The sequence below is a fragment of the Acinetobacter sp. YWS30-1 genome, from assembly GCF_033558715.1.
Classification (GTDB): Bacteria; Pseudomonadota; Gammaproteobacteria; order Pseudomonadales; family Moraxellaceae; genus Acinetobacter.
This window is the reverse complement of record NZ_CP114606.1, coordinates 253,790-278,173: the sequence shown is the minus strand read 5'-3', so window position 1 is coordinate 278,173 and position 24,384 is coordinate 253,790. Positions and strand designations below refer to the sequence as shown.

21 protein-coding genes are annotated in these 24,384 nt (G+C 42.6%); 15 read left to right on the top strand and 6 right to left on the bottom strand.

What is annotated here, in order from left to right:
• The first annotated feature begins 64 nt into the window (after positions 1 to 64).
• Positions 65 to 568, top strand: a complete 504-nt coding sequence (locus O4M77_RS01320; protein ID WP_159123426.1) for a hypothetical protein — start codon at positions 65 to 67, stop codon at positions 566 to 568.
• 48 nt (positions 569 to 616) lie between these two features.
• Here the strand turns inward: O4M77_RS01320 and O4M77_RS01315 are convergent, their stop codons facing one another.
• Complete coding sequence (locus tag O4M77_RS01315) at positions 617 to 2,038, bottom strand: phosphate--AMP phosphotransferase (protein WP_323713705.1); 1,422 nt, start codon at positions 2,036 to 2,038, stop codon at positions 617 to 619.
• Between the two features lie 206 nt (positions 2,039 to 2,244).
• On the opposite strand from O4M77_RS01315, the gene O4M77_RS01310 reads away from it, so the two are divergent.
• The 6 genes from O4M77_RS01310 (at position 2,245) to O4M77_RS01285 (ending at position 8,128) form a co-directional block, all read left to right on the top strand.
• Positions 2,245 to 2,949: an FFLEELY motif protein gene (locus O4M77_RS01310; protein WP_180052877.1), complete on the top strand. Its 705-nt coding sequence runs from the start codon at positions 2,245 to 2,247 to the stop codon at positions 2,947 to 2,949.
• 260 nt (positions 2,950 to 3,209) lie between these two features.
• Positions 3,210 to 4,154, top strand: coding sequence for a bifunctional demethylmenaquinone methyltransferase/2-methoxy-6-polyprenyl-1,4-benzoquinol methylase UbiE (gene ubiE, locus O4M77_RS01305; RefSeq protein WP_005232491.1), 945 nt, complete (start codon positions 3,210 to 3,212; stop codon positions 4,152 to 4,154).
• Positions 4,155 to 4,168: 14 nt separating this feature from the next.
• Positions 4,169 to 4,882, top strand: a complete 714-nt coding sequence (locus O4M77_RS01300; RefSeq protein ID WP_323713704.1) for a hypothetical protein — start codon at positions 4,169 to 4,171, stop codon at positions 4,880 to 4,882.
• Positions 4,883 to 4,894: 12 nt separating this feature from the next.
• The gene (locus O4M77_RS01295) at positions 4,895 to 6,514 is read left to right on the top strand and encodes an ABC1 kinase family protein (protein ID WP_166134791.1); all 1,620 of its coding nucleotides are present in this window, start codon (positions 4,895 to 4,897) and stop codon (positions 6,512 to 6,514) included.
• 158 nt (positions 6,515 to 6,672) lie between these two features.
• Positions 6,673 to 7,749, top strand: coding sequence for a patatin-like phospholipase family protein (locus O4M77_RS01290; protein ID WP_166134788.1), 1,077 nt, complete (start codon positions 6,673 to 6,675; stop codon positions 7,747 to 7,749).
• 61 nt (positions 7,750 to 7,810) lie between these two features.
• The gene (locus tag O4M77_RS01285; RefSeq protein ID WP_004781714.1) at positions 7,811 to 8,128 is read left to right on the top strand and encodes a hypothetical protein; all 318 of its coding nucleotides are present in this window, start codon (positions 7,811 to 7,813) and stop codon (positions 8,126 to 8,128) included.
• Positions 8,129 to 8,161: 33 nt separating this feature from the next.
• Here the strand turns inward: O4M77_RS01285 and O4M77_RS01280 are convergent, their stop codons facing one another.
• Together O4M77_RS01280 and O4M77_RS01275 are read right to left on the bottom strand one after the other, a co-directional pair.
• On the bottom strand, positions 8,162 to 9,856 hold the full coding sequence (locus tag O4M77_RS01280) for a hypothetical protein (RefSeq protein WP_323713703.1): 1,695 nt from the start codon (positions 9,854 to 9,856) through the stop codon (positions 8,162 to 8,164).
• A 75-nt stretch (positions 9,857 to 9,931) separates the two neighbouring features.
• Complete coding sequence (locus tag O4M77_RS01275) at positions 9,932 to 12,283, bottom strand: Tex family protein (RefSeq protein ID WP_180034175.1); 2,352 nt, start codon at positions 12,281 to 12,283, stop codon at positions 9,932 to 9,934.
• Between the two features lie 336 nt (positions 12,284 to 12,619).
• Between O4M77_RS01275 and ompR the strand changes: the two genes are divergently transcribed.
• The 4 genes from ompR to O4M77_RS01255 all read left to right on the top strand — a co-directional run bounded on the left by ompR (position 12,620) and on the right by O4M77_RS01255 (position 17,778).
• Positions 12,620 to 13,384, top strand: coding sequence for a two-component system response regulator OmpR (gene ompR, locus O4M77_RS01270; RefSeq protein WP_004781707.1), 765 nt, complete (start codon positions 12,620 to 12,622; stop codon positions 13,382 to 13,384).
• Between the two features lie 310 nt (positions 13,385 to 13,694).
• Positions 13,695 to 15,155 carry an ATP-binding protein gene (locus O4M77_RS01265; RefSeq protein WP_323713702.1) on the top strand — a complete coding sequence of 487 codons (1,461 nt, stop codon included), beginning with the start codon at positions 13,695 to 13,697 and terminating at the stop codon, positions 15,153 to 15,155.
• Between the two features lie 205 nt (positions 15,156 to 15,360).
• Positions 15,361 to 16,878, top strand: coding sequence for an acetyl-CoA hydrolase/transferase family protein (locus tag O4M77_RS01260; RefSeq protein WP_159123434.1), 1,518 nt, complete (start codon positions 15,361 to 15,363; stop codon positions 16,876 to 16,878).
• A 204-nt stretch (positions 16,879 to 17,082) separates the two neighbouring features.
• Positions 17,083 to 17,778 (top strand): DsbA family oxidoreductase, encoded by a 696-nt coding sequence (locus tag O4M77_RS01255; RefSeq protein WP_179991975.1) that lies wholly within the window; start codon positions 17,083 to 17,085, stop codon positions 17,776 to 17,778.
• Positions 17,779 to 17,834: 56 nt separating this feature from the next.
• Here O4M77_RS01255 and O4M77_RS01250 read toward each other — a convergent pair whose 3' ends face one another.
• Complete coding sequence (locus O4M77_RS01250; protein WP_179991974.1) at positions 17,835 to 18,035, bottom strand: dodecin family protein; 201 nt, start codon at positions 18,033 to 18,035, stop codon at positions 17,835 to 17,837.
• A gap of 417 nt (positions 18,036 to 18,452) precedes the next feature.
• On the opposite strand from O4M77_RS01250, the gene O4M77_RS01245 reads away from it, so the two are divergent.
• The 4 genes from O4M77_RS01245 to O4M77_RS01230 all read left to right on the top strand — a co-directional run bounded on the left by O4M77_RS01245 (position 18,453) and on the right by O4M77_RS01230 (position 21,778).
• On the top strand, positions 18,453 to 18,620 hold the full coding sequence (locus tag O4M77_RS01245; RefSeq protein WP_166134776.1) for a hypothetical protein: 168 nt from the start codon (positions 18,453 to 18,455) through the stop codon (positions 18,618 to 18,620).
• Between the two features lie 256 nt (positions 18,621 to 18,876).
• On the top strand, positions 18,877 to 19,056 hold the full coding sequence (locus tag O4M77_RS01240; RefSeq protein WP_004781696.1) for a hypothetical protein: 180 nt from the start codon (positions 18,877 to 18,879) through the stop codon (positions 19,054 to 19,056).
• A 9-nt stretch (positions 19,057 to 19,065) separates the two neighbouring features.
• A complete protein-coding gene (locus O4M77_RS01235; RefSeq protein ID WP_323713701.1) occupies positions 19,066 to 20,484 on the top strand; it encodes a hypothetical protein in 1,419 nt (472 codons plus the stop codon).
• Between the two features lie 94 nt (positions 20,485 to 20,578).
• Positions 20,579 to 21,778 (top strand): hypothetical protein, encoded by a 1,200-nt coding sequence (locus O4M77_RS01230; RefSeq protein ID WP_323713700.1) that lies wholly within the window; start codon positions 20,579 to 20,581, stop codon positions 21,776 to 21,778.
• Between the two features lie 70 nt (positions 21,779 to 21,848).
• On the opposite strand, the gene O4M77_RS01225 is transcribed toward O4M77_RS01230, so the two are convergent.
• Together O4M77_RS01225 and htpG are read right to left on the bottom strand one after the other, a co-directional pair.
• A complete protein-coding gene (locus tag O4M77_RS01225; RefSeq protein WP_180137768.1) occupies positions 21,849 to 22,121 on the bottom strand; it encodes a hypothetical protein in 273 nt (90 codons plus the stop codon).
• Between the two features lie 199 nt (positions 22,122 to 22,320).
• Positions 22,321 to 24,240: a molecular chaperone HtpG gene (gene htpG / locus O4M77_RS01220; RefSeq protein ID WP_323713699.1), complete on the bottom strand. Its 1,920-nt coding sequence runs from the start codon at positions 24,238 to 24,240 to the stop codon at positions 22,321 to 22,323.
• Positions 24,241 to 24,384: the final 144 nt, after the last annotated feature.

The window sequence follows — 24,384 nt, the reverse complement described above, 5'->3', positions numbered from 1 at the left end:
TTGAAAAAAGCATCTTATTGATGTTTGAACAGAAAAAAACAACATCTAGCTTTAGGTAATGCCCATGAAATTAGACAAAATTCCAGATCGTATCGATCCAAGTTTAGATTTAGACAGAATTCGCAACGAGTGCTTAGAGCTAACCAAAAAACGTGCCTATTATTCTGCCGGAGCAGCTGTGATTCCGGTGCCATTTCTGGACGTGGTCATTGATGTCGGCATTCTGTCGCAACTGATTCCGGAGATCAATGCCCGCTTTGGTCTAGCCCCTGAACAGATCAGTGTGTTTGATCCTGCAACCAAACAGGTGCACTGGAATGAACTGCGTAAACGCGGAATCGAGTTTTCCGGTCTGGTGGTAGCACGTACAGCAGTCAAAAAATCTTTGAACAATGTTGCAGCGAAAGTGATCACAAAGCAAGTCACAAAATTCATTCCGCTGGGTGGTCAACTGGTAGCCGCGAGCCTCGGTTATTTTGTCATGAAGAAAATTGCTGAAGCGCATGTGGAAGATTGCTATCGCACAGCAAAAAATATTCAGCAAAAACAGATTGCTCAAGGCAAATAAATTTCCCGCCCCATTTTTTATCCCCAAACTTTTCAAAACTCAGGCAGATTAATCTGCCTGAAGCTGCTTTAAAATTGTTTTTAAAGTTTCGACCCGAGCGGTGTTTTTATCATCAGTGGCGATAATGTGCCATGGTGCCTGTTCTGTCGACGTACGTTCAAACATGTCGGCGGCCGCTTTTAAATAATCATCCCAACGTTCCCGGTTACGCCAGTCCTCATCGGTGATTTTAAAGCGCTTATGTGGGGTATCTTCACGCGCCTTGAAACGGGCCGCCTGCTCTTCCTGGGAAATCGCCAGCCAGAATTTAATAATTACGGTTTGATGGTTAATCAGGCTCTGTTCAAATCGGTTAATTTCATCATAGGCCCGCTGCCATTCTGCCGGGCTGGCAAAGCCTTCTACCCGTTCTACCAGCACCCGACCATACCAGGAGCGGTCAAAAATACAGATATCATCATCAGTTTGCAGCTTGTTCCAGAAACGCCATAAATAAGGACGATTCAGTTCATATTTTTCCGGCGCCCCGATGGTCTGGATTTCATATTCACGTGGATCCAGCTTTTTCACAATCCGCTTGATTGCTCCGCCCTTGCCTGCTGCATCCATCCCTTCAAACAGCAAAATCACATTGCGTGGGTCTGAGCGCAGCGCCTTGGCCACCTGAAGAGACAGTTTTTTCAGTTCCGCCTTATAGTCCTCTGTCTTGGCAAGTTCTTGCGAAGGATGCTGCAATAATTCTGGAATTTTGGCCTGTTTCCATCGTCCTTTGGCCCGAACCGGATGATTGGGACAATGTTTTAGCGCCTGCAAAATATACTGTGCAAACTGCTGGTCACGCTGTTTTTCATCTTCCCCGTCAATGATCAGCCAGTCTTCGTCTTTAGTAAACCGCTCTCGCAAACGTTGCACGGTGTCGTACTTTTTTTTGTCGCGCCAGTCCAGCCCATGCAGTTTGTGCCATTGCATTTCACTCGGATCCATCTGATCCAGGCGTTTTTGTAGCGTTTTCCAAGGTAAGTCGAACCAGACCTTGACCACATCAACATAGTTATTTTTTAGATCCTGCTCAAAGACACGCATATCTTCCAGATAGGCATCAAACTGGGCATCATCAATGGCACCAGTCTGCATGGTGGTTCTGAGCAGATCGCTGTACCAGTTACCAAACAAGACCATGATCTGGCCTTGGGCAGGAATAAACCGTGTATAGGGTTGCCAGAAGGTCTGTTTTTCTCCTAATACTTGCGGCTGATCGGCCTTCACCTGCAAATAACGAGGATCTACCCATTCACGTAACTGTTTGACTGCTTCGCCCTTACCTGCCAGCTCGATTCCATTGACCAGAACAATCAGGCTTTTGCCATTTTTCTGTCCCTGGGTTTTTCTCAGATCATACTGGGCATTGATCAGCGCAAGGGATAACTGGTCTTCATCCATTAACTGGAAACTTTGTTCTTCTGTACGCATGGAGATCCCTCATCTTTTATTCTTGTGGGCAGTATAGCGAGGAGTCTGAACGCAAAAATAGCGTTAGCAACGTTTTTCACACGATTAGATTGTCTGTTTAAACAGCAAATTGACATTCAAATAAGGAATCATTGATCAATTTGTCATAGCGAGATTGCGCCACACCCTCTAAGATTCTGAGATCGAAAAATCATATTTGAAAATACATGTCCAAACTTGCCCGATTAGATGAACTCTTAGAACAGTATTATCAGCTGAAGTATCACACTCAGCCTGAAATTTTAAGCCGTTTACAGGATGTGCAGGCATGGCAAAAGGCACGGATGCAGCGTAGCCATCATCAGCATTTTTCTGAAAAAAATAACCAGCTGATGGCCGAATATTTCCTGAATCGGCTCTATGGCGGCCCAGACTTTGACGCACTGGCCGAACAGATTGCCCGACTGATGAAATATGCGCACAAGGCAGAAAAAATGATTCCGGAAAATGCCCTGAAAACCGGAACCTCAGGTGTCGAACTGGCGATTCTGGCGGTACAGCTGGATGAACAGGTCGCAATCCAGCTTTTAGAGGATTATCCTGCCAATGCACCATTGACCGATGAAATGATGCGTGTGACCTATCTGAAACTGGATCAGGGTGAGGCGCGCTTGAAACAGCTGGCATTGCTGGATCAGCTGGGTGTCAGCCTGGATAAATATATGCGTTCCTTTGTGGTTTATACCGCCTTCAAGATGTGTAAAGGCGCAGCCAATAAATATCATTTTCAGGTGATGTATGAGTTTATGCAGGACGGTTTCCAGGCCATGAAACCGTTAAAATCGGCAGAAAAATTCGTACATGACTTTACTGCGATTGAACGCGGCATTATTGATAAGGTGCATTCAGGCGATCCAGTGCCATTCCAATAGTAGATTCCTTTCCCATCCATGATGAGGAAGGCTTGCGGTCCTGCCTGATCCTGATATTTTCAGGTCTTTAGGGCAGGCCATCGCCAATGATAAATCATATGAATTATTCGATCACTGGCAGTGAAGATTTCCGCCCATATTCCTATTTTTCTGTATATTATTCATAACAATTGCATCATGATTGCTGAATAACATCCAAGAATCTGTCATTATGCAGGCAATGCAAGATTAACCCGATTGATATGTTAGGAGTGACTCCAATGTCGAATGAAAATCAAACGCCTACCCCTACACCCGAGTCGGCACAACAGACAGACAAAGTGAGCCCATTCTTAACCACTCCGCTTCCGCAAGGCGCTCCACAAGGTCAGCAACAATCTCTAGAACAACGCCTGACCGATACGCCTGTGACTGGAACTGTCCCTAAATATAACCTGCCACGCGGTGCCAATACCGGTAACGTCGGTCCAACCACGCACTTCGGCTACAAGACTGTGAGCAGTGACGAAAAAGCCCAGAAAGTGGCTGAAGTATTCCATTCGGTGGCCAGCAAATACGACATCATGAATGACCTGATGTCATTCGGCATTCACCGTCTGTGGAAACGTTTTGCGATTAATATGTCAGGCGTGCGCCGTGGCCAGCATGTGCTGGATATTGCAGGCGGTACAGGCGACCTAGCCAAAGTATTTAGCCGTGAAGTGGGCCCTACCGGTCATGTAGTACTGTCTGATATTAACGAATCCATGCTGAATGTTGGCCGTGATCGTCTGATTGATGCCGGCTGTACCAATGTTGATTTCGTTCTGGCGAATGCGGAAACATTAGAACCATTTGCCGATAACAGCTTTGATCTGGTAACGATTTCTTTTGGTCTGCGTAACGTCACCGATAAAGATGCAGCACTGGCAGCCATGTATCGCGTACTTAAGCCAGGCGGCCGTTTACTGATTCTGGAATTCTCTAAACCAGTCTTCGAGCCATTCTCAAAACTGTATGACCTGTATTCATTCACCGCTTTACCAATCATGGGTAAAATCGTGGCGAATGATTCAGAAAGTTATAAATACCTGGCTGAATCAATCCGTATGCATCCAGACCAGCGTACTTTAAAAGGCATGATGGAAAATGCTGGTTTCCAGAACTGTGATTACCACAATCTGACCGGCGGTATCGTTGCCGTTCACCGTGGCTTCAAGCTTTAAGGGTCGTACCCGATATGTGGTCACTTCTCGCCCTCGGTGCTGTTGAACGCCTGATTCATCATATGATTGATCTGGATGCGATTACCCGCATTCAGCTCAATACTTTGGCTGGCAAAATGCTGCGGGTGGTCATTGCTTCGCCGCAACTGTCCGTCAATGTCTTCTTTGATGAGGGCAAGGTTCGTCTGGAACCAACGCCAACCGGCCATACTGAAGAATCTTCGATTTTTGAACAGCGCCCTTATGAAGCCAATAGTGCTCAAATTCCTGAAGCAACGGCGACGCTACAGGTGAATAATGTCGTAGAGCTGCTTAAGCTGCTGCTTGCTGATGAAGTCGGTAATATTCCATTGCAAGGTGACTATAAACTTCTGCAAGAAATCCAGCGCATCATGCAGCAAGCGGAACCTGATCTGGCGGCGCATTTAAGTCCTTGGATTGGCCCTGCTCTGGCACATGAAATTGGCAAGTTGCAGCTGGCTCCGAAGCATTTAAAACGCACTTTGCAAAGCCAATTATTTTTCGCTGAAGATGCCCTAAAAGAAGATAGTGGTCTCTTTGCCCCGCGCTGGCAAATGGATGACCTGAATCAGGATACCCGTATCCTGAACCAGAATTTGGATCGCGTCGAAGCCAAAATCCGTCAGCTTCAGGCACAGATTGAATCTGACGATTCTACTGATCAGCCATTTACTCCTGCTACACCTCATATTCCTTCTCAATACTAGGTACACCGCTTTATGATTCCGCATGTTTCACGTTTACTCGAACTTTGGCGCATCGCCGCGCACTATAGACTCGACACGTTGTTTCCTGCGGAAGAACTTCCTGAAAAAGCCCGGCACATTTTGTCTTTGATCCGTATGCATCCGGCAGCCTGGTCCAGCCGTGAGCGCAAGAATTCACTTAAGCTGAAACTGGCACTGGAAGAAATGGGACCGCTAGCGATCAAGCTGGGTCAGTTACTTTCGACCCGTCGTGACCTGATTCCGCCTGAAGTGCTGCAACAACTGGTTCTATTACAGGATCAGGTTAAGCCCTTTGATAATGATGTCGCCAAGATGCGTATTCAAGAATCATTAAAAGCGGATGTAAATACCCTGTTCGCTCGATTTGATGTTCAGCCACTGGCAGCCGCCTCGATTGCACAGGTGCATACTGCAGCCCTGCATGATGGCCGTGAAGTGGTGGTCAAAGTGACCCGTCCGAATATTCGCCAGCAGATCTTGCAGGATTTTGAAATTCTTAGCTGGCTGGGCGATTTTCTGGAAAAACGTCTGGAAGCAGCGCGTGCCCTACACTTGTCTGAAATTATTCAGGACTATCGCCAGATCATTCTGAATGAGCTGGACCTGACGCTGGAAGCGGACAATACCCGCCGTATGCGTCATTACTTCACTGGCTCCAGCATGATGTATGTGCCTGAAGTTTATATGGACAGTAAGGACGTGCTAGTAGCAGAACGGATTACCGGTGTTCCGATTTCAGATATTGCCACCTTTGATGAACTGGGTATGGACCGTGCTGATCTGGCACGTAAAGGTTTAACTATCTTCTTTACTCAGGTCTTCCGCGACAACTTCTTCCATGCGGACATGCATCCAGGCAATGTCTTTGTCGAAACTATCAATCCGGCCAATCCGCGCTTTATTGCGCTGGACTGCGCGATTATGGGAGAGCTGTCTAAGCATGACCAGATGACCGTAGCACGTATGCTGTTGGCGGTCATGAACAGCGACTTCATGCAGCTGATTCAGATTGTGCATCAGGCCGGCTGGATTCCACCGGGTACCGATCAGGACGCGCTAGCACGCGAAATGCGTCGTACCGTGGGTCCAATGGTCTCCAAGCCGATGCATGAACTGGATTTTGCCGGGATTCTGATTCAGGTCATGGACATCGCCCGTCGTTTCCATCTGGAAATCCCGCCACAACTGATGTTGTTACTGAAAACGCTGGTTCATGTAGAAGGTCTGGGAACAGACTTGTATCCTGAACTGGATATCTGGAGTCTGGCGAAACCCATCCTCACCGATTGGGTCAAAGCCCAGATGAATCCGCAAAAGAATATCAAGGAACTCGGACAAAAAATCCCGGATCTGCTTTTGGGCGCGCAGGACCTACCGACCCTGATGATCGACAGCCTGAACGGTCTGAAAAACCAGTCCGCCTGGCATGCCAAGCAGCTTAATGAATTGCAAAGCATGCGCCTGCAAATGGAACATCAGCAAAAGCGTAGCTGGATTTTTGGCAGCATCATGGCTATCCTGCTTTCAATTGCGATCATTTCACCATGGTTTGTGTCAGTGATTTTGATCGTACTGGCAAGCGTACTCGCAGTCTGGCGGATTGCAAAATAACTGAAATAACCTTCTTAAAAGACCTGACATTGTTCAGGTTTTTTTATTTTTCTCCTTCCCTATGACTGCAAAGTCACCTTAGGGTATATCTTGCCATTGGGCTTTGTGACCAGATGCTTAAAATATGTCCTCATTGGTCAAATATGGGTTGAACCTTTATGCAGATTTTACAAAAACATGCGCCTGCTCTGAAAATCCGCGCTGGGCATCAGGCTCGTGAGCTGATTCTGAAAGAAGGTTTGCAACCCGAACAGGTCGATATTGTGCCGGGTGCTGCAGGTGGCCCCAAAGGCATTGGGATTCAGGGACTGGACCAGGCCATTTTTGGCGAGTTTTTCCCACGTGCTCCTCAGCGTAGAACCTTAGTCGGTTCATCCATTGGTAGCTGGCGTTTTGCCAGTGTCGCGGCGTGGGGAGCCAAAGCAGGCACTGAACGTCTTGCCGACTTGTATACCCATCTGTACTTTCACAAGAAAATGACCCGTAAGGAGGTCAGTGACGTTTGTCGTGGCATGCTGCTGGATCTGGTACAAGGCAAAGAAACCGATCTGGTGAATCATCCAGATTATCATCTAACGGTATTGTCGATTAAAGCCCAGCACATTTTCCAAAGTGACAAGGCGCTCCCCCTACTCGCCTCTGTAGCTGGCATTGTGGGAACTACCGCTGTAGCGCGCAAACATAGTCGCCATTTTATGCAACGTGTGATCAGCCAGCCGAATACCGGAGAACAGTTTAAAATTGCCGATGATGGATTTACTACACATTATCACGCCTTGACTGAGCAAAGTGTTTTGTCCTGGCTGATGGCTTCTGCCTCTATTCCAGGCGTGATGGCAGCAGTCAATAATATTCCGGATGCACCGCAAGGTTATTATCGCGATGGCGGTCTGATTGACTATCATATTGACCTGCCGTTTCAGAGCAAAGGCATCGTGCTGTATCCGCATTTTACTGATAGCATTACTCCCGGCTGGTTCGATAAACTGTTTAAACGCACGGCACGCCCGGAAAATCAGGCACGAACTTTGCTAATTTCACCCTCTCAGGAATATTTGCAAAGTTTGCCTTTGGGTCGTTTACCGGATCGTAAAGACTTCACTTTGAAAGGTTTGGATCAAGCTCAGCGGATTCAGCTCTGGAAGCAATGTATTGCTGAAAGTCAGCGCCTGGGAGATGAATTTCTGGAACTGGTCGAGAAGCAGAATTTTGCCGATGTGATGCAAAGCCTGTAATGGGCACAGCCTGTCCGAATTGTTTGTATAATTGCCTTAATTTTTTGAACTGTTGAGATTTATGCAGAAATTTTTAGTGATCCTGCAATATGCATGTATAGCCTTTGGACTTTATCTAATTTATAGCGTTAGCATGTCGCTGTATACCCAGCAATTTGAGCTGATGGAACTGGTGGCAGATATTGGCACCATTCTGATCTGTCTGGATTTGGGTGTGTTTTTATATACCAGTAAAGGCAAACAAGGCATCACCATGGAAGAGTATGCCAAACAGCTGGAACAACCACCGTCTAAACTGGTTTATGTGACACGTAAACTGGGACATCTGGGTATTTTATTGATTATTACCAGCTGGATTGTTCCGATTATTAATAGTTAATCCAAAATAAAAAACCTCCCGATTGGGTTTTTCCTAAATACGATATGGATTTTCAGAGATAATTGTTTTAGGTAATTTTTTTACTCCAGATTCTTTCATTTTTTTCAATAAGTCAGACATTTTATATGAAGATGCAAGCCCAATATAAATATTCTTTATATCTCTATTAGTCGGCTGACTATATTCAATATAAGATTTGGTTTTGTCATTTTCATCTAAAATTACATGATCACTTTCAATTTTATCTATAACAACCATTCTACATTCTTGCTCTTCTTGAAAAGCAAAATGTTTAAATAGAAAACTTATAGGTGAAATAATTTTATTAGCTGATTTTAAATCATCCACTTTTAAGTTATGGCTTTCACCTTTTATATAATTTAATGCAATTAATATATAGTTCATTGAATTGTTTACTTTTTCTTCAATTCCCATCATTTTTTTCATGTAGTCTTCCCAGCTTTTAACACTTAAAGACTTGTCTTGAATTTCCTGAAAAAAAGTAAACTTATTTCTCTTAGCAACCTCGAAATAGCCTGTAAAAGAATCCAAATATACACATCTAAATAGAGGAATTTTAAGGCCATTTTTAAAATCTTCTTTATTTACAGAATCTAAGTTATTATCCTTAATAGAATCAACAATCATAGTATCCGTATTAAAGAAAAAATTTGAGTTATAAACTAAGCTTACACCAGTACAAGGTTTATTATCCTGTAACCCATATAATCTAAATTGATTTAAGCTATTATGATTAAACGTAAAACAACTTAAAAAAGTTTTATTATGTGAGTCATATTCAATTTTATTGAGATGTAAGTATTCAAATAAAATATTTCCCTCAGAGGGATCATTCATAAAATCTGTTGAATTTAATCTAAATTTAGTTCTATTTGTTCCTAATAATTGAGCAACAGTAAAATTAGTATAGTGAGCAACCTTTCTTTCATACTCACTATCAAAATCTACTAAAAGATTAGTCAGCATTTCAATAACATGATTTTGTAAATCCAACATTTTTATATTAGCAATATTTTTTAAAAATAATACAAAATCTAAATCTTCTCTAACCTTAACCTTATTATTTAAATTTTCATTATAATTTAATAAAATAGAAGTAAAGTTCTGTTCGTAAAATCTATCAGGGAAATAATAAACCTTGAAATAATCATCACTAAAATGTGTTGAAATATTTAAAACCTTATCATTTAAAAAATCAGAAAGAACCTTTCTAATAAAATTTTTATCATTAAACTCTTTTGAGTAAAAATTTTTCAAATATAAGTAATACCCTAAATTATAAAAGTAAATCCCACTCCTAAAATCAATTTTATTAATTATATTAAAAAATTTTTCTTCGTTAATTTCATTCTTAAGTTTAATTTCCATTATTCTATATAATAGAATAATACTCCTAATATTTTTAAAATATTTTTCTTGCAATCCACAGAATTTCAAGTGATTTTCTTTTTTTAAAATTTTATTACCAATTTCTTCTTCATTATATAAAAAGTCTATATTTTTATAAAACTCATCATTTTTGTGTTCTTTAAGTTCTTTTTTAATAGACTGCTTTTCATTTTTAATATCAGTTAATAATTTATCAATATCTAATAAGAAATTTTCAAAATCTATTTTTTGTATTTCTTCAAAGTTTTGTTCTAATAAGTTTCTTATTTCTGTTCTATAACGAAAAAAACTAACTATGACATTAAGCTTTTTATTCACAAATTTCCCCCATAGTATAAAAAGAGCCTTACGGCTCTTTTTATTTTAGATTACTATTCAAACAAACTCATCTGTTTATTTCGAACCTTTAATCCCGGCTTGAAGTAATAGTGCTCCTAAACCACCAATTTTATTTTCTTGTGGTTTAGCCGCTTGAGGTTTCTTGCCATGCGGGCGGTCACCTTGTGGACGTGCATGCTGTGGACGTTTGCCTTGTGGCTTGCGCTCACCACGTTGCTCATTGTCACGACGTGGTTGACGTGGTGCTTTCACTGGTGCTTCAGAGCCTTCAGGACGCATCGACAGATTGACACGGTTACGTTCCACATCAACGTTCAGTACACGAACTTGTACGATTTGACCTGGTTTTACCACTTTATGCGGATCAGCCACAAATTCATTGGCTAATTCAGAAATATGTACCAAACCATCCTGATGTACACCAACATCCACGAAAGCACCGAAGTTAGTCACATTGGTGACTACGCCTTCCAGCTGCATGCCTTCAGTCAATTGAGCCACTTCAGTAATATCATCACGGAATTTTGCGGTACGGAATTCTGGACGCGGGTCACGGCCAGGTTTTTCCAGTTCAGCCAAAACGTCCTGAACGGTTGGCAGCCCGAATTTATCATCCACAAACTCTTCAGCATTGACCTGACGAATGATTTCAGTATTACCAATGATGTCTTTAACAGTCGTTGCTTTTGCTTCAACAATTTTAGATACCAGTGGATAAGATTCAGGGTGAACTGCAGACGCATCTAATGGTTCTGAACCTTGCTGGATACGCAAGAAACCCGCTGCCTGTTCAAAAGTACGTTCACCTAGACGTGGCACTTTTTTCAGGTCCTGACGGTTGTCAAAACGGCCATTTTCCTTACGGAAGTCCACGATTTGCTGCGCGATTGATTTGTTCAGACCTGCGATATAACCCAAAATCGCAGCAGATGCAGTATTCACATCCACACCGACCGAGTTCACACAGTCTTCAACGACTGCTTCAAGAGTTTTTGCCAGACCGGTCTGGTTTACATCATGCTGGTACTGACCTACACCAATGGACTTAGGATCGATTTTCACCAGTTCTGCTAATGGATCTTGCAGACGGCGTGCAATTGATACTGCACCACGGATCGATACATCCAATTCAGGCAATTCCTGAGAAGCCAGTTCAGATGCTGAGTAAACAGAAGCTCCCGCTTCTGAAACAGAAACACGGGTCAATTTCAGGTCGCTATTTGCAGCCATCATTTCAGCAACCAATGCTTCAGTTTCACGGCTGGCCGTACCATTACCGATTGCAATCAGGTCAACATTGAATTCGCGGCAAAGACGCGCCAATTCAGTCAGTGAACCTTCTTTATCATCTTTCGGTGCAAATGGGTAAATGGTGCTATGTGTCAGTACATCACCTGATTCATTCACCACTGCCAGTTTCACACCAGTACGGATACCAGGGTCTACACCCAGAGTTGTACGGGCACCTGCAGGCGCAGAAAGCAGTAAATGACGCAGGTTTTCAGCAAAGACCTGCATTGCTTCAGCTTCAGCAGCCAGACGTTTTTCAGTCAATAATGAATGTTCGATCGTTGGACGAACTTTACCAAGCCAGAACAGTTTCGCAGTTTGCTTTAAGAAATCCTGACGAGATTGCGGCTGAATGGTATCCAGGTTGTATTCAGTTTCAATACGTGCCAATGGTGCATCATCTTCGCCATCTACTTTAAGGCCCAGTACATTTTCCTGACGGCCACGTAGCATTGCCAATAAGCGATGCGAAGGTACCTTGTTCAGATTTTCAGAGAAATCGAAGTAATCACGGAATTTTTTACCAACTTCTTTTTTCTCTTCGCTAGCGACCAGACTTTTCAGCACGGCAGTTTTAGCAAACATTGCTTTAAGCTCAGTGGTCAACGCAATATTCTGTGCCCAGTCATCAATCAGGATGTGCTGGATTGCATCGAGCTGGCTTTCCAGATCTGGATAATCTTCATGGCTAAAACCTGCTAAAGCTTCTGCTGGATCCACGGCTTCAGTAAAGATTTTTTCTGCAATCGGACCTAAACCGGCTTCTTTAGCTTTAAACGATTTGCTGGTACGTTTTGGACGGTATGGTGCGTAAATTTCTTCTAGGGCATTTTTAGTTTCTGCCGCATTCACCCGTGCCAATAAATCATCAGATAATTTATTTTGTTCTTTTAGTGATTCGATCACCTTTTCACGGCGTTCATACAAATCACGCAAATACGATAAACGTGTATCGAGCTGGCGTAGTTGCGTATCGTCTAAGCCCTGCGTTACTTCTTTACGGTAACGTGCAATGAAAGGAACGCTGGCACCCTCATCAATCAGTTTGATGGCAGCTTCTACTTGATTTGGACGTACGGCAAGTTCTTTTGCCAACTGCTGAACTAAGTCAGTCATCGTGTTTGATCCCACAAGGATAAGTACTAAATGGCATGATTATAAAGACCAGGTCTATAAAATCCACCATTGTTTTTATTAATTTATATAAGCTTCAGATAACCGTATACGATCGTTTTCCAGTTTTTCCACTAAAGTTTGCATGAACTTTGCATTTTATTCTTGTTCCGGGACGATTTTTTTCGCATATAGATGTATATATTTGGTATCTATGTCTTGATTTTAACTGCAATATTTGATGCTTTAGAGCATAGTCAATTAATAGTAATGAATCGTATACTCAAAGCATATTTCATTTTTTGTTTATGACGACAATAAAGAATAAAGGAGCACCTCATGAGTTTAGTGGTACCTGCTGAAAAACCCGATGCTGTACATACCGAAACCGACCGGGTCGAGCGCATCCTGGTTGTCGATGATGATGTGCGTCTGCGTACCCTGTTACAACGTTTCCTTGAAGATAAAGGCTTCGTCGTTAAAACTGCGCACGATGCCACCCAGATGGATCGATTATTACAGCGGGAACTGTTTTCTCTGATTGTGCTCGATTTTATGTTGCCTGTAGAAGATGGCCTCAGCATCTGTCGTCGCCTACGCCAATCGAATATTGATATTCCAATCATTATGCTCACCGCACGTGGTAGCGATTCAGATCGTATTGCAGGTCTGGAAGCCGGTGCAGATGATTACCTGCCTAAACCATTTAATCCAAATGAATTGCTGGCACGTATTCGTGCAGTTTTGCGTCGTCAAGTCCGTGAAGTTCCAGGCGCTCCTAGCCAGCAAATGGAAGTGGTATCCTTTGGCCCATGGTCACTGGATCTGTCGACACGTACCCTGACTCGTGAAGGACAGGTCGTCACCTTAACTACCGGTGAATTCGCCGTATTGAAAGCCTTAGTCCAACATCCACGTGAACCTTTAACTCGTGACAAGCTGATGAATCTGGCGCGTGGTCGTGAATGGGGTGCGATGGAACGTTCAATTGACGTTCAGGTATCACGCTTACGTCGTTTGATTGAAGAAAACCCTGCCCGTGCGCGTTATATTCAAACCGTTTGGGGTGTCGGTTATGTGTTTGTTCCAGATGGTGCTGAATAATTTTCTTATTAGAAGAAAGTAAAATATTCGTCCGTCTATCAATTTAGTTTTTAATTACGTGACAAATTCATTCGCAACTGTTTGAGGCAGGAGGTATTCATCTCTAATGTTTCTGCGATAAATTGATTACTTGCCGCAATTTGACGAGTTTTGCGAATGAAAATGGTTTTGCCTACTTTTGCCGAAACAAAAGTAGGTCGAACCGAAGGTTTCAACCTATATCTAAATTACAGATGGTTTGACTCCGGTGTGATAAGGCCTTTTAATCAACTCATAATAATTTGCTGAAGTCATAGCACAGGATTGCTCAGTGAAACTCGACCCCATCGACCCACAAAAATTTACCGATTTTGTCAGCTACTCAGAAAAAAAACGTACCCCTTGGGAACGCTTTCTGGACAAAATCAAGCCGCGCTCTGCAGCGATGCGAACCACTGTACTGGTGGTCTTTGTGGTCTGTTTCAGCCTGTTCATGTCAATCTGGTTTTTCTGGCGCACACTTTATTTACCTGAAATTCAGCAACACGCGCGTTATCTGGCCATGGAGCTAGAAATTCTCAACAATCCGGACCTGCGTCTTTATCATAAAGAACAGGAAGTCGATATTGATACCTGGCTCAAAAACCGGATCGGAATCGAATATGTCACCAATCCGGCTGAATACCCCAATGTAAAAGACAAGGTTATTGCTGAATTCTTTACTAACCAGATTGAAACCAAACTGGCCAAAGAATTAAGAATCGAACAGGCAACCGTTTATTTCCAGTTCAAGCCAAGTCCACGCATCTGGATTCAAACCCCTGAAATGAATGGCAACTGGGTACGTGAACCTCTTAAAACCTATGCCAACTATAGCCCTGAACTGATTCTAGGCTGGCTGCTTGGTACACCACTCATTGCCGGCATTATTATTCTGACCCTGGTGCGTCAGCTGAACCGTCCTTTACGCCGCCTACAGAATGCAGCAAACAGCTATAGTAAAAATGGTTCCGCCCCTTATCTGGATACCAATCATGGTCCGCTGGAAATCCGTCAGGTGAATCATGCCTTTAACCAGATGATTTATACCTTGGATCAAACCGAGCGTGATCGTCGAATCATGCTCGCGGGGATTTCACATGACCTTCGTACGCCGTTGACCCGTATCCGTCTGAGCGCAGAAATGATGCCGGATGAAGACTTCCTCAAGGAAGGTCTGATTTATGACGTGGAGGATATGGATGCCATTCTGAACCAGTTCATTTCCTATATGCGGGATGGCTCCGATGAAGAACTGCAAGAAACCAATGTTAATGTGCTGTTGCAGGAACTGGTCAAGCAGTTTAAGCCACTCGATATTCGCTTTACACCTCAAGAGATACCCCTGGTTGAGGTACGCAGCATGTCGCTGAAACGTCTGATTGGTAATCTGATCAACAACTCGAAACGCTATGGTGCCGAACCGATCGAGCTGGCTGCCTATGTGCAGAACCATAAACTGATGATCAGTGTGGCCGATCATGGTGAAGGGATTCCGGAAGACCAGATTGAAGCGCTGATGCAACCTTTTGTTCGTGGAAATTCTGCGCGTACCGTACAAGGTAGTGGTCTGGGTCTGGCCATTGTCAAACGTATTGTAGATATTCACTCAGGTGAGCTGCATATCCAGAATCGGCCTGAAGGCGGTCTGGAAGCCATTATCGCCTTACCCCTGAAAACAGCAGATTCCGAGGCACCCGCTGCCCCAACCACCTTAGATAAAATTCGTCAAACGCTCACTGATCACTTCTAGTAAGTGATCATAAAAGCAACAAACGACTTTTTAGTATTTCTATATAATTCATTTTAATTTTTAATAATTCAATCATTTAAAAAACATCATTTTTCATTATACCTACATTTAGCTAAAAAATTAGACCTTAGCCTAACACCTATGCAAAATACATTTTTTGATCGGTACAATCCGTATCATTATTTAAGAATTTATGAGAGTTGAAATGTCTTTAGATCGTATCCGTTTAGCCTCCCTACACAACAAAGTCATCAGCCCTGAACAAGCTGCTGAATTCATCGAAGATGGTATGACTGTGGGTATGAGTGGCTTTACTCGCGCTGGTGAAGCGAAGGCGGTTCCTTTAGCTTTGGTACAACGCGCAAAAGCAAATCCACTGAAAATCACGTTGATCACAGGTGCATCACTCGGTAACGATTTGGACAAGCAACTCACTGAAGCAGGCGTATTGGCACGTCGTTTACCATTCCAGGTAGATAGCACTTTACGTAAAGCGATCAACAAAGGTGAAGTGATGTTCATCGATCAGCATTTGTCTGAAACCGTTGAACAGATGCGTAACCAGCAGTTGAAAAAACCTGATGTGGCGGTAATTGAAGCGGTTGCGATCACTGAAGATGGCGGCATCATTCCAACAACTTCTGTAGGTAACTCTGCAAGTTTTGCAATTTTTGCTGAGAAAGTGATTGTTGAAATCAACACGAATTTAAGTCCTGCATTTGAAGGCTTGCACGACATCTACATCCCGACTTACCGTCCAACACGTCAAGCAATTCCATTGACTCAAGTGGATGAGCGTATCGGTACACATGCAATCAATATTGATCCTTCAAAAATCGTGGGTATCGTATTCAACAATGAATTGCATGACTCTCCATCAACTGTAACTGCACCAGATGATGAGACTCAATCAATTGCTAACCACTTGATCGCTTTCTTTGAAAAAGAAGTAGCTGAAGAGCGTTTACCGAAAAACCTTGGCCCTCTTCAAGCAGGGATCGGTTCCATTGCAAACGCCGTATTGACGGGTCTGAAAGATTCAAACTTCGAAGACTTGATCATGTACTCAGAAGTACTACAAGACTGTACCTTTGAATTGATCGATGCCGGTAAAATGAAGTTTGCTTCAGGTTCTTCTATTACACTTTCTGCTAAATATGGCGAAAAAGTATTTAACAACCTTGAGCACTACAAAGACAAACTTGTATTACGTCCACAGGAAATTTCAAACCATCCTGAACTGGTACGCCGTTTAGGTATTATCGGCATCAACACTGCACTTGAGTTTGATATTTACGGTAACGTGAACTCAACTCACGTATGTGGTACCAAAATGATGAACGGTATTGGTGGTTCAGGTGACTTCGCGCGTAATGCCCACTTGGCGATCTTCGTGACTAAATCAATCGCGAAAGGTGGCGACATCTCTTCTGTAGTGCCGTTTGCTTCACATATCGACCATGCAGAACACGATGTTGATATCCTTGTGACTGAACAAGGTCTTGCAGATCTTCGTGGTTTGGCTCCGCGTGAGCGTGCTCGTGCGATCATCGACAACTGTGCCCACCCAATGTACCGTGATGCATTAAATGACTACTTCGACCGTGCATGTGCGAAAGGTGGCCATACCCCTCACTTGCTTCGTGAAGCATTGTCTTGGCATTCTAACTTTGAAGAAAATGGTCATATGCTTGCAGTAGAAGCTGCAGTCAAAACTGCTTAATTGACCGCTTCAGAAAACGCCCTACGGGGCGTTTTTTATGGGAAAAATAATAAATAAACGAGGACAAATCCATCTATAAAAATCTAATCAGCTTAACTTCCTAAATATTTTGAATGATTAAACTGCACTTAGTCTGGATGCAGGGCTTTAAATTCCAGTTCTTCACCCTCATACTTCTAACAAGACAAAGATTAGAGACATGACATGCGCGTAGATATTTGGTCAGATGTGGTCTGCCCTTTTTGCTATATTGGTAAAAAACGGCTGGAAGCTGCTGCAAAGGAAAGCGGAATTGAACTTGAAGTCCATTGGCATAGTTTTCAGCTAGATCCTGAAGCGCCAGTCCGTCAGGAAGTTTCCAACTCTGAGCGTTTGGCACAAAAATATGGCCGTTCAGTGGCAGAAGTTGAAGACATGCAGCGCAATATCGCAGCCATGGCCAAACAGGAAGGCATTGAATTTAACTGGGAAGGTGCCAACTCTGGCAATACCTTGAATGCGCATCGCATCATTCACCTGGCACAAAGCAAAGGCTTGGGCAATGAAGCTCAGGAAGCTTTTTTCTACAGCTATATGACGCAAGGCCTGCCAATTGGTGAACGTGAAACGTTGGAAGATGTCGCGGCGCGTATTGGCCTGAACCCGGTTGAAGTAGATGATTTACTCGACTCGGATGAATTTGCGGATTTTGTTAAGTTTGACCAGGAAGTAGCGCATGACCAGCTCAAAGTTACCGGTGTTCCGTTCTTTGTATTTGATCAACGCATTGCTTTGGCGGGTGCTCAGCCGAAGGAAGTTTTCTTGCAAGTTCTTGAAAAAGCTTTAGAGGAACCACAACAACAGCCAGCAGCTGATCAGTGTTCTACAGATGCTTGTGATGTTCCGGCAAAGCCTGAGTAAAAACTAAATCAAAAAATCCCCATTTAAGATGGGGATTTTTTTATGAATGATGTGAATTATTCAACCAGAAAACTGATCTTTAGATTGACACGATATTCGGTAATTTTATTGTCATTAATCACGACTTTCTGTTCATTGATCCAGGCACCTTGAACATTTTTGATCGTCTCTGTGACTTTTGCGATGCCACTTTGAATTGCATCCTCAAAGCTTTTACTACTGCTTGAATTGACTTCTACCACTTTTGCAATTGCCATGATTCAACACTCACTCTGTGAAGATAGAAGCATTCATCTTAGTCGATTTAAATTTCTCTACAGCTCCTAGCAAACAAGTAATAGCAAAAACTTACAGGGAATGAACAAATACTGATCTGCCCTTACTGCTTTAAAAAAAATTTAAATCTGGATCTCTAGTTTTAAATAATCAACAAATAAATGTTTGCTTAAAAGCTTCTAAAACATCTAAAAAATGTATAAAAAACAATCCAAAACCATCTAGAGCAAATATTCTAATATATTGTTTTATAGAGTATTTTATCTAAATTTAGTTGCTTTTCTTGCCGATTTGATCATTTTTTATTAATTGCCATTTGATATTATTTTTCACGTGATTTAAGACTAATTTTTTCCTTGTTCAAGCTCTTGAACATCCAGATATTAAAAGGTCATGTTATGAAAACTGTTAAATTTTTATGCGCAGCAACTGTGATGGCTTTTTCTCTACAAGCTTCAGCACAAATGGCTCAAGTGGTTTATCTTCCAGATTTCCCTGTGAGCAAAGCTCCAGTTAAAACTGTAGCTACAGATACTGCAACTGCAGAAACTGAAAAAGCGGCTTAAGTCTTTAAGCGAAATCTCCCAGCAGGCTGAATTATTCAGTCTGTTTTTATTTCAGGGCTCCAAAAATCTAACTTGTTCTTCTGTTTAGCGAGTATTAAGAATCTCATTATTTTTTATTTTATTTTGATTTCGTTCACTTTTTATTCAAAAACAACTACCAAATTCGCTTAAAAAATACTCAAAATAATCAAGTATTTTGTCGATCAGATGCTTATAATCAGAACCTGATCTTTTATGGATTTCAGACTTTCTTGTTATGAACCAGCTTCAAGCATTAATACAGGGAAAAATTTCTCCGCAGGCAATTTCTGTGGATTTTTTGATTGAAATGGCTGAGCGTTATCCAGATCCCAACTCTACCGAATATAAATTGGTAGAACTTGCGGTCAATATGATCATGGCCAAGTCACTGGATAAAGCACTCAAATATATCTAGAGAGCTAAAATGAATGCTTTAGAAAAAGCAAAGTTAATTAAAGAATTAAATGAATTGGGGCAGCAACTAGAACATAAATCCCTCAGTTTATATGAAGCCGCCCGAACCAAAAAACGGCTCCAGGATATTTTTCATCTCTGTGATGAACCTGTTTTTAAAAATCAGATTTTAAGTTTTAAATCCCGTGTCCAGCCTGAGCTGGCAGCACATCAGTTTGCGGCGAGCACCGAGTTTCATCACTGTTATCGCGGTTATTTTAAGAATCCTGTCCAGCTGCAACAGGCACTCACTGCACATTCAGAAACAGGCTGGGCCTTTTTGCATCAGCCACAACAAGGCTGGCAAATCTGGCTGGGTCCTGTAGAGCAAACTGATTTTTTACATAGTGAATGGGATGAATTAGCAAATTGCCATCACTGGCTTTTGCAGCAACAGCAACAAGACGCATATTTTCCTCTCGATCCCCAACTGGATATTCCGGCTTTATCTGTTCAGGATGCCGAATTCAATACGCTTACCCTAGAAATCGCGCGTTATCATCAGGGCAGTTCGCAGATCCAGACCAAGATCACTGCACCTCAATTGTCTAAAACAATTAAACCTGATTTAGACAGAGCAACTAGCGAAACAGAAGAAGCTAAAACAGCTGAGCTGTCTATAGAAATAGACAACACGGATAGTTCATCCTCTATTTTGATAATAGATGAAAATATTAATTTTCCTGAATCTATACAGCTAGGTAAATTCTCTGCCCTGCTGCATCCCTTAGAACATGCTGGAGCGACTATACGGCGTCTCTGTGCCCTAGAATTACAACCGACTGTCTCCCAACCGGCCGATCTGGAAATAGCGCTATATTATGCCGAGGAAGAGCACTGGCAGGCACGTCCTGTTTATATCTCCATGCAGACCGATCAGCAAGGGCAAGGTCTGAAATATCTGATGCTCTTAGGCGCACCGAGCCTCTTGCAGGCCAATTTCTGTATCCAGCACTGGGGCACGCAACGTGGACGGCGTTGTATAGAGATAAAATCCATATCATGGGCAGCTTTAGGTGCCTGTCTTGATCAGATAGATCTTTTCAGTGAAATATATCTGCAACAAGCCGAAACGGTCTGGATGCCTGAGGAAAGCTATGCCTATATTCCGGCTCGGTGTATTCATCAAAAGAAATTTATCAATTTTGAGGAAGCGCCCGCTGATTTTTCTACTCCAATTTTATTGCTACAGGAACATCAGAAAATTCGGGTGATTCATGGAGAACGTCGCCTGGCATTGTCCAATCAGGAAATCGCTTATCCTTATTTAATGCTCAAACGTGATAAGGATTTGAATTGGCAAAAAATTCATCAAATTGTTTTAGGATTGTCACAGCCGGTACGGGTTTTAGATCTTTATATGGCAATTCAGGCACAAATCATTAAATAATTGATGTAGTTATGTAGTTTATCCTTGCTTTTTTTCCTTATTTTTTAGAAAACTAGCGCAGTAAATAAAATACGATAAGAGCAAGAATCAACTCATGCGAATAAACCAAATTACTCGAATCTTATTGCTATCACTTGGCGTGGGATTAAGTAGTAGCCCAGTTTGGGCAGAAGCATCTCCTACAGAACCTGCAGAAACAGAACAGCCTACAGGTACAGGTACAGGTACAGGTACAGGTACAGGTACAGGTACAGGTACAGGTACAGGTACAGGTACAGGTACAGGTACAGGTACAGGTACAGGTACAGGTACAGGTATTTTAGATCAGATTCCACGCTTGATCGATGCCACGCCTACGATTTTACCTGAACAGTCAGACGAAGCGATGGTGCCCACCACCGAAGAAACAGAAGATAAATCTTGGGCTGACAAAAAGCAGAAAAGAATCCGTGAATGGGCAGACCGCACCGCACATAAGATTGATAACTGGTTTGGCCAGACCAACCCGGATGAGCCAGCAACTGCGACTTTGCGAATCATCCTGGATAATAGCTGGGACAAATATGAAAACTATGAAATCAAGCCGAGGATTCGAGGAAAAATCAAGCTTCCAACCTTGGAACAAAAGTTAAGTCTGGTCTTTGGTGATGACAGCCTGGATAACGAACTGGATAACAATGTCGCAATTACCAATGAAAATCCTGGCAATGCCCGGGATAAAAATCTGGATATTCGCCGTACCCGTGAAAACAACAGCTCGTTTGCACTACGCTGGTCAGAATTTTCAAATGGCCTACCTTTCGATAGCGATCTGGATCTGGGGGTACGTTCTGGGGATGATATCTATGTACGGGCCAAAATCAGCAAAGACTGGGCGATGCAGAATGACTTCTCTTTTCATGCCGAACAGATTTATCGCTATGGATTGCAGAGTGAAAATTATTTGCGGACCAACCTGGAACTGATCCATGCTCGTCCCAATGAGGCCTTTTTTTCCAATCAGTTAAGTTTAACCTATGCAGATGAGCAGGAAGACGATTTGACCTGGGACAACTATACCTTCAGACAGCATCAATTTTTCCAGGGCAACCGCTTTAACTATGGCATCTATACGGGCGGCTATCTGGATGATAAAGATTTACGCTTAAATCGCTGGGGACCTTATGTGTCCTGGAGACAGCCTTTCTTACGTGAATGGTTCTTTGTGCAAGGCGACCTGAACTATCTGAATGATGACCGACTGGACCGCAGCCATTATCTGGGTGCGATGGTACGTCTTGAGGCCATTTTCTAAATTTGAACAAATCCGAAACTATAAAAGCCCATAAAATATGGGCTTTTTAATGTCTGAATCCAATAAGTTTTTATTGGCGGTGCTCAACCGTTGTAAAGGTAATACGATCACTACGAATCACACGTTTTTGCTGCAAAGAAGGCTGTTCCATCTGTGGCATATTCCATACCGCGCGGTCGGTACGCTGCATTCGTTTTACTTTTGGCGCTTCTTTTTTCATGGGTGCCTGAAAACTAATACGATCGCTACGAGTCACTTTTTTGGACTCAGTATCGGCCATTGTGGCTGCGCTCATTGACATCAGAATGACTGTACTCAGACTCATCATCAGTGATTTTTTCATGGGAGAATTCTCTTAACTTAATAATCGTTATTATAAATTAATATTTTAATTATTATCTATTTTTTAGATTTAAAACCTAAAGGTATTTTTTTATTCTGGCTATCGCTTTTTTAAATCATTAAAGAAAAACTGAAGTTTTAAACACTAGATTCAGAATATAAAAAAATCCCTCCGTAGAGGGATTTTTGAAATATAAAAATTAACCCAACAATAGGCTGTTAATACGTTTTACATATTCAGCCGGATTTTCTGGTAGACCACCTTCTGCAATCATGGCCTGATCAAAGATCACATTGGCCAGATCATCAAACTGGGCAGAACCTTCCAGTTTTTTCACCAATGGGTGTTGCGGGTTAATCTCCAGAATCGGCTTCACATCCGGTACGGGCTGACCTGCATCTTTCAGCATACGGATCAGTTGTGGAGAAAGCTCCCCTTCTCCTGTGACCAGACACGCTGGTGAATCAACCAGACGAGTCGTTACACGTACTTCTTTGGTTTTGTCTTTCAAAGAATCTGTCAGCTTTTCAACCACAGGTTTGAACTGTTCAGCAGCCGCTTCAAGTGCTTTTTTCTCTTCCGCATCTTGCAGATCACCTAGATCCACTGCACCCTTAGAGACATTTTGCAATGGTGTACCATCAAACTCATGCACGAAATTCATTGCCCATTCATCGACGCGTTCAGACATCAGCAATACTTCAATGTCTTTTTTCTTGAACACTTCCAGTTGCGGTGAATTTTTCGCAGCATTCAGGCTTTCAGCGGTAATGTAGTAAATCGCTTTCTGGCCTTCTTTCATACGTGCTTTATAGTCCGCCAATGAAGTGCTCACTTCATCATTGCTCGAAGTTGCATAGCGCAGCAGTTTCAAGATGCGTTCGCGGTTACCGAAATCTTCACCCAAACCTTCTTTCAGCACCGCACCAAATTCGCGGTAGAAAGTTTTGAAGTTTTCCTGATCTTTTTCATCTTCAGATTTTGCCAGATTATCCAAAGTGGTCAGAATACGGCGGGTATTGCCTTCACGGATGGTTTTTACATCACGGCTTTCCTGCAGCAATTCACGGCTCACGTTCAATGGCAGATCAGCACTGTCTACCACACCCTGTACAAAGCGCAGATAGTTTGGAATCAGGTTATCCGCATCATCCATAATGAACACACGTTTCACATAGAGTTTGATGCCGGCTTTGGCTTCACGGGTGAAAATATCCTGTGGCGCCTTGCTTGGGATATAAAGCAGTTGGGTATATTCAGTACTACCTTCAACACGGTTATGCGCCCAAGCCAATGGGGCAGCAAAATCATGGGTCAGGTTCTTATAGAATTCGGTATATTGCTCTTCAGTAATCTCAGATTTATTCCGAGTCCACAATGCGCTAGCCGAGTTAATTGCTTCCCACTCATCGGTCTTCACATATTGACCGCCTTTTGGTGTTTCACCTTCAGCAACTTCTTCTTCCTGCCAGACTTCTTTTTGCATCTGGATTGGCAGGCTAATGTGATCTGAATATTTATTAATGATCTGTTTGACTTTATAGCTTTGCAGATAATCCAGCGCATCTTCGCGTAGGTGCAGGATAATATCGGTACCACGGCCTTCTTTGGTGATCTGTTCAACTTCGAACTCACCGGTACCGCCACTGATCCAGCGCACTCCTTCTGAGGCATCCGTACCGGCACGGCGTGATTCTACGGTAATCTTGTCAGCCACAATAAAACCTGAGTAGAAGCCGACACCAAACTGGCCAATCAGCTGAGCATCAGCTTTCTGATCACCCGTCAGTTTTGACATAAAGTCTTTGGTACCAGATTTGGCAATTGTCCCCAAATTTTCAATGGCTTCTTGCTGGCTTAAACCGATCCCGTTATCTGAAATGGTAATAGTTTTATTTTCTGGATCGAGGCTGACACGTACGCGGAGGTCAGGATCATTTTCATAATATTCAGGATGGTTGATCCCTTCAAAACGTAATTTGTCACACGCATCTGAAGCATTAGAAATTAATTCACGCAGGAAAATTTCAGGATTTGAATAAAGTGAATGGGTCACAAGGTGCAGTAACTGCGCTACCTCAGCCTGGAAACTGTGTTTTTGTACGCTTAAATCGCTCATGAATCACTCCTATTATTTTAGATACAGATGTTAACTGTTGCCTATATGAATGGAGTGAGTTCAATAATTTTCAATAGCCTTAAAATAATTTTTTCGCAAAAAATATTTTTATGGCTTTCATTTTTATCAGTTTAATTGATGGGA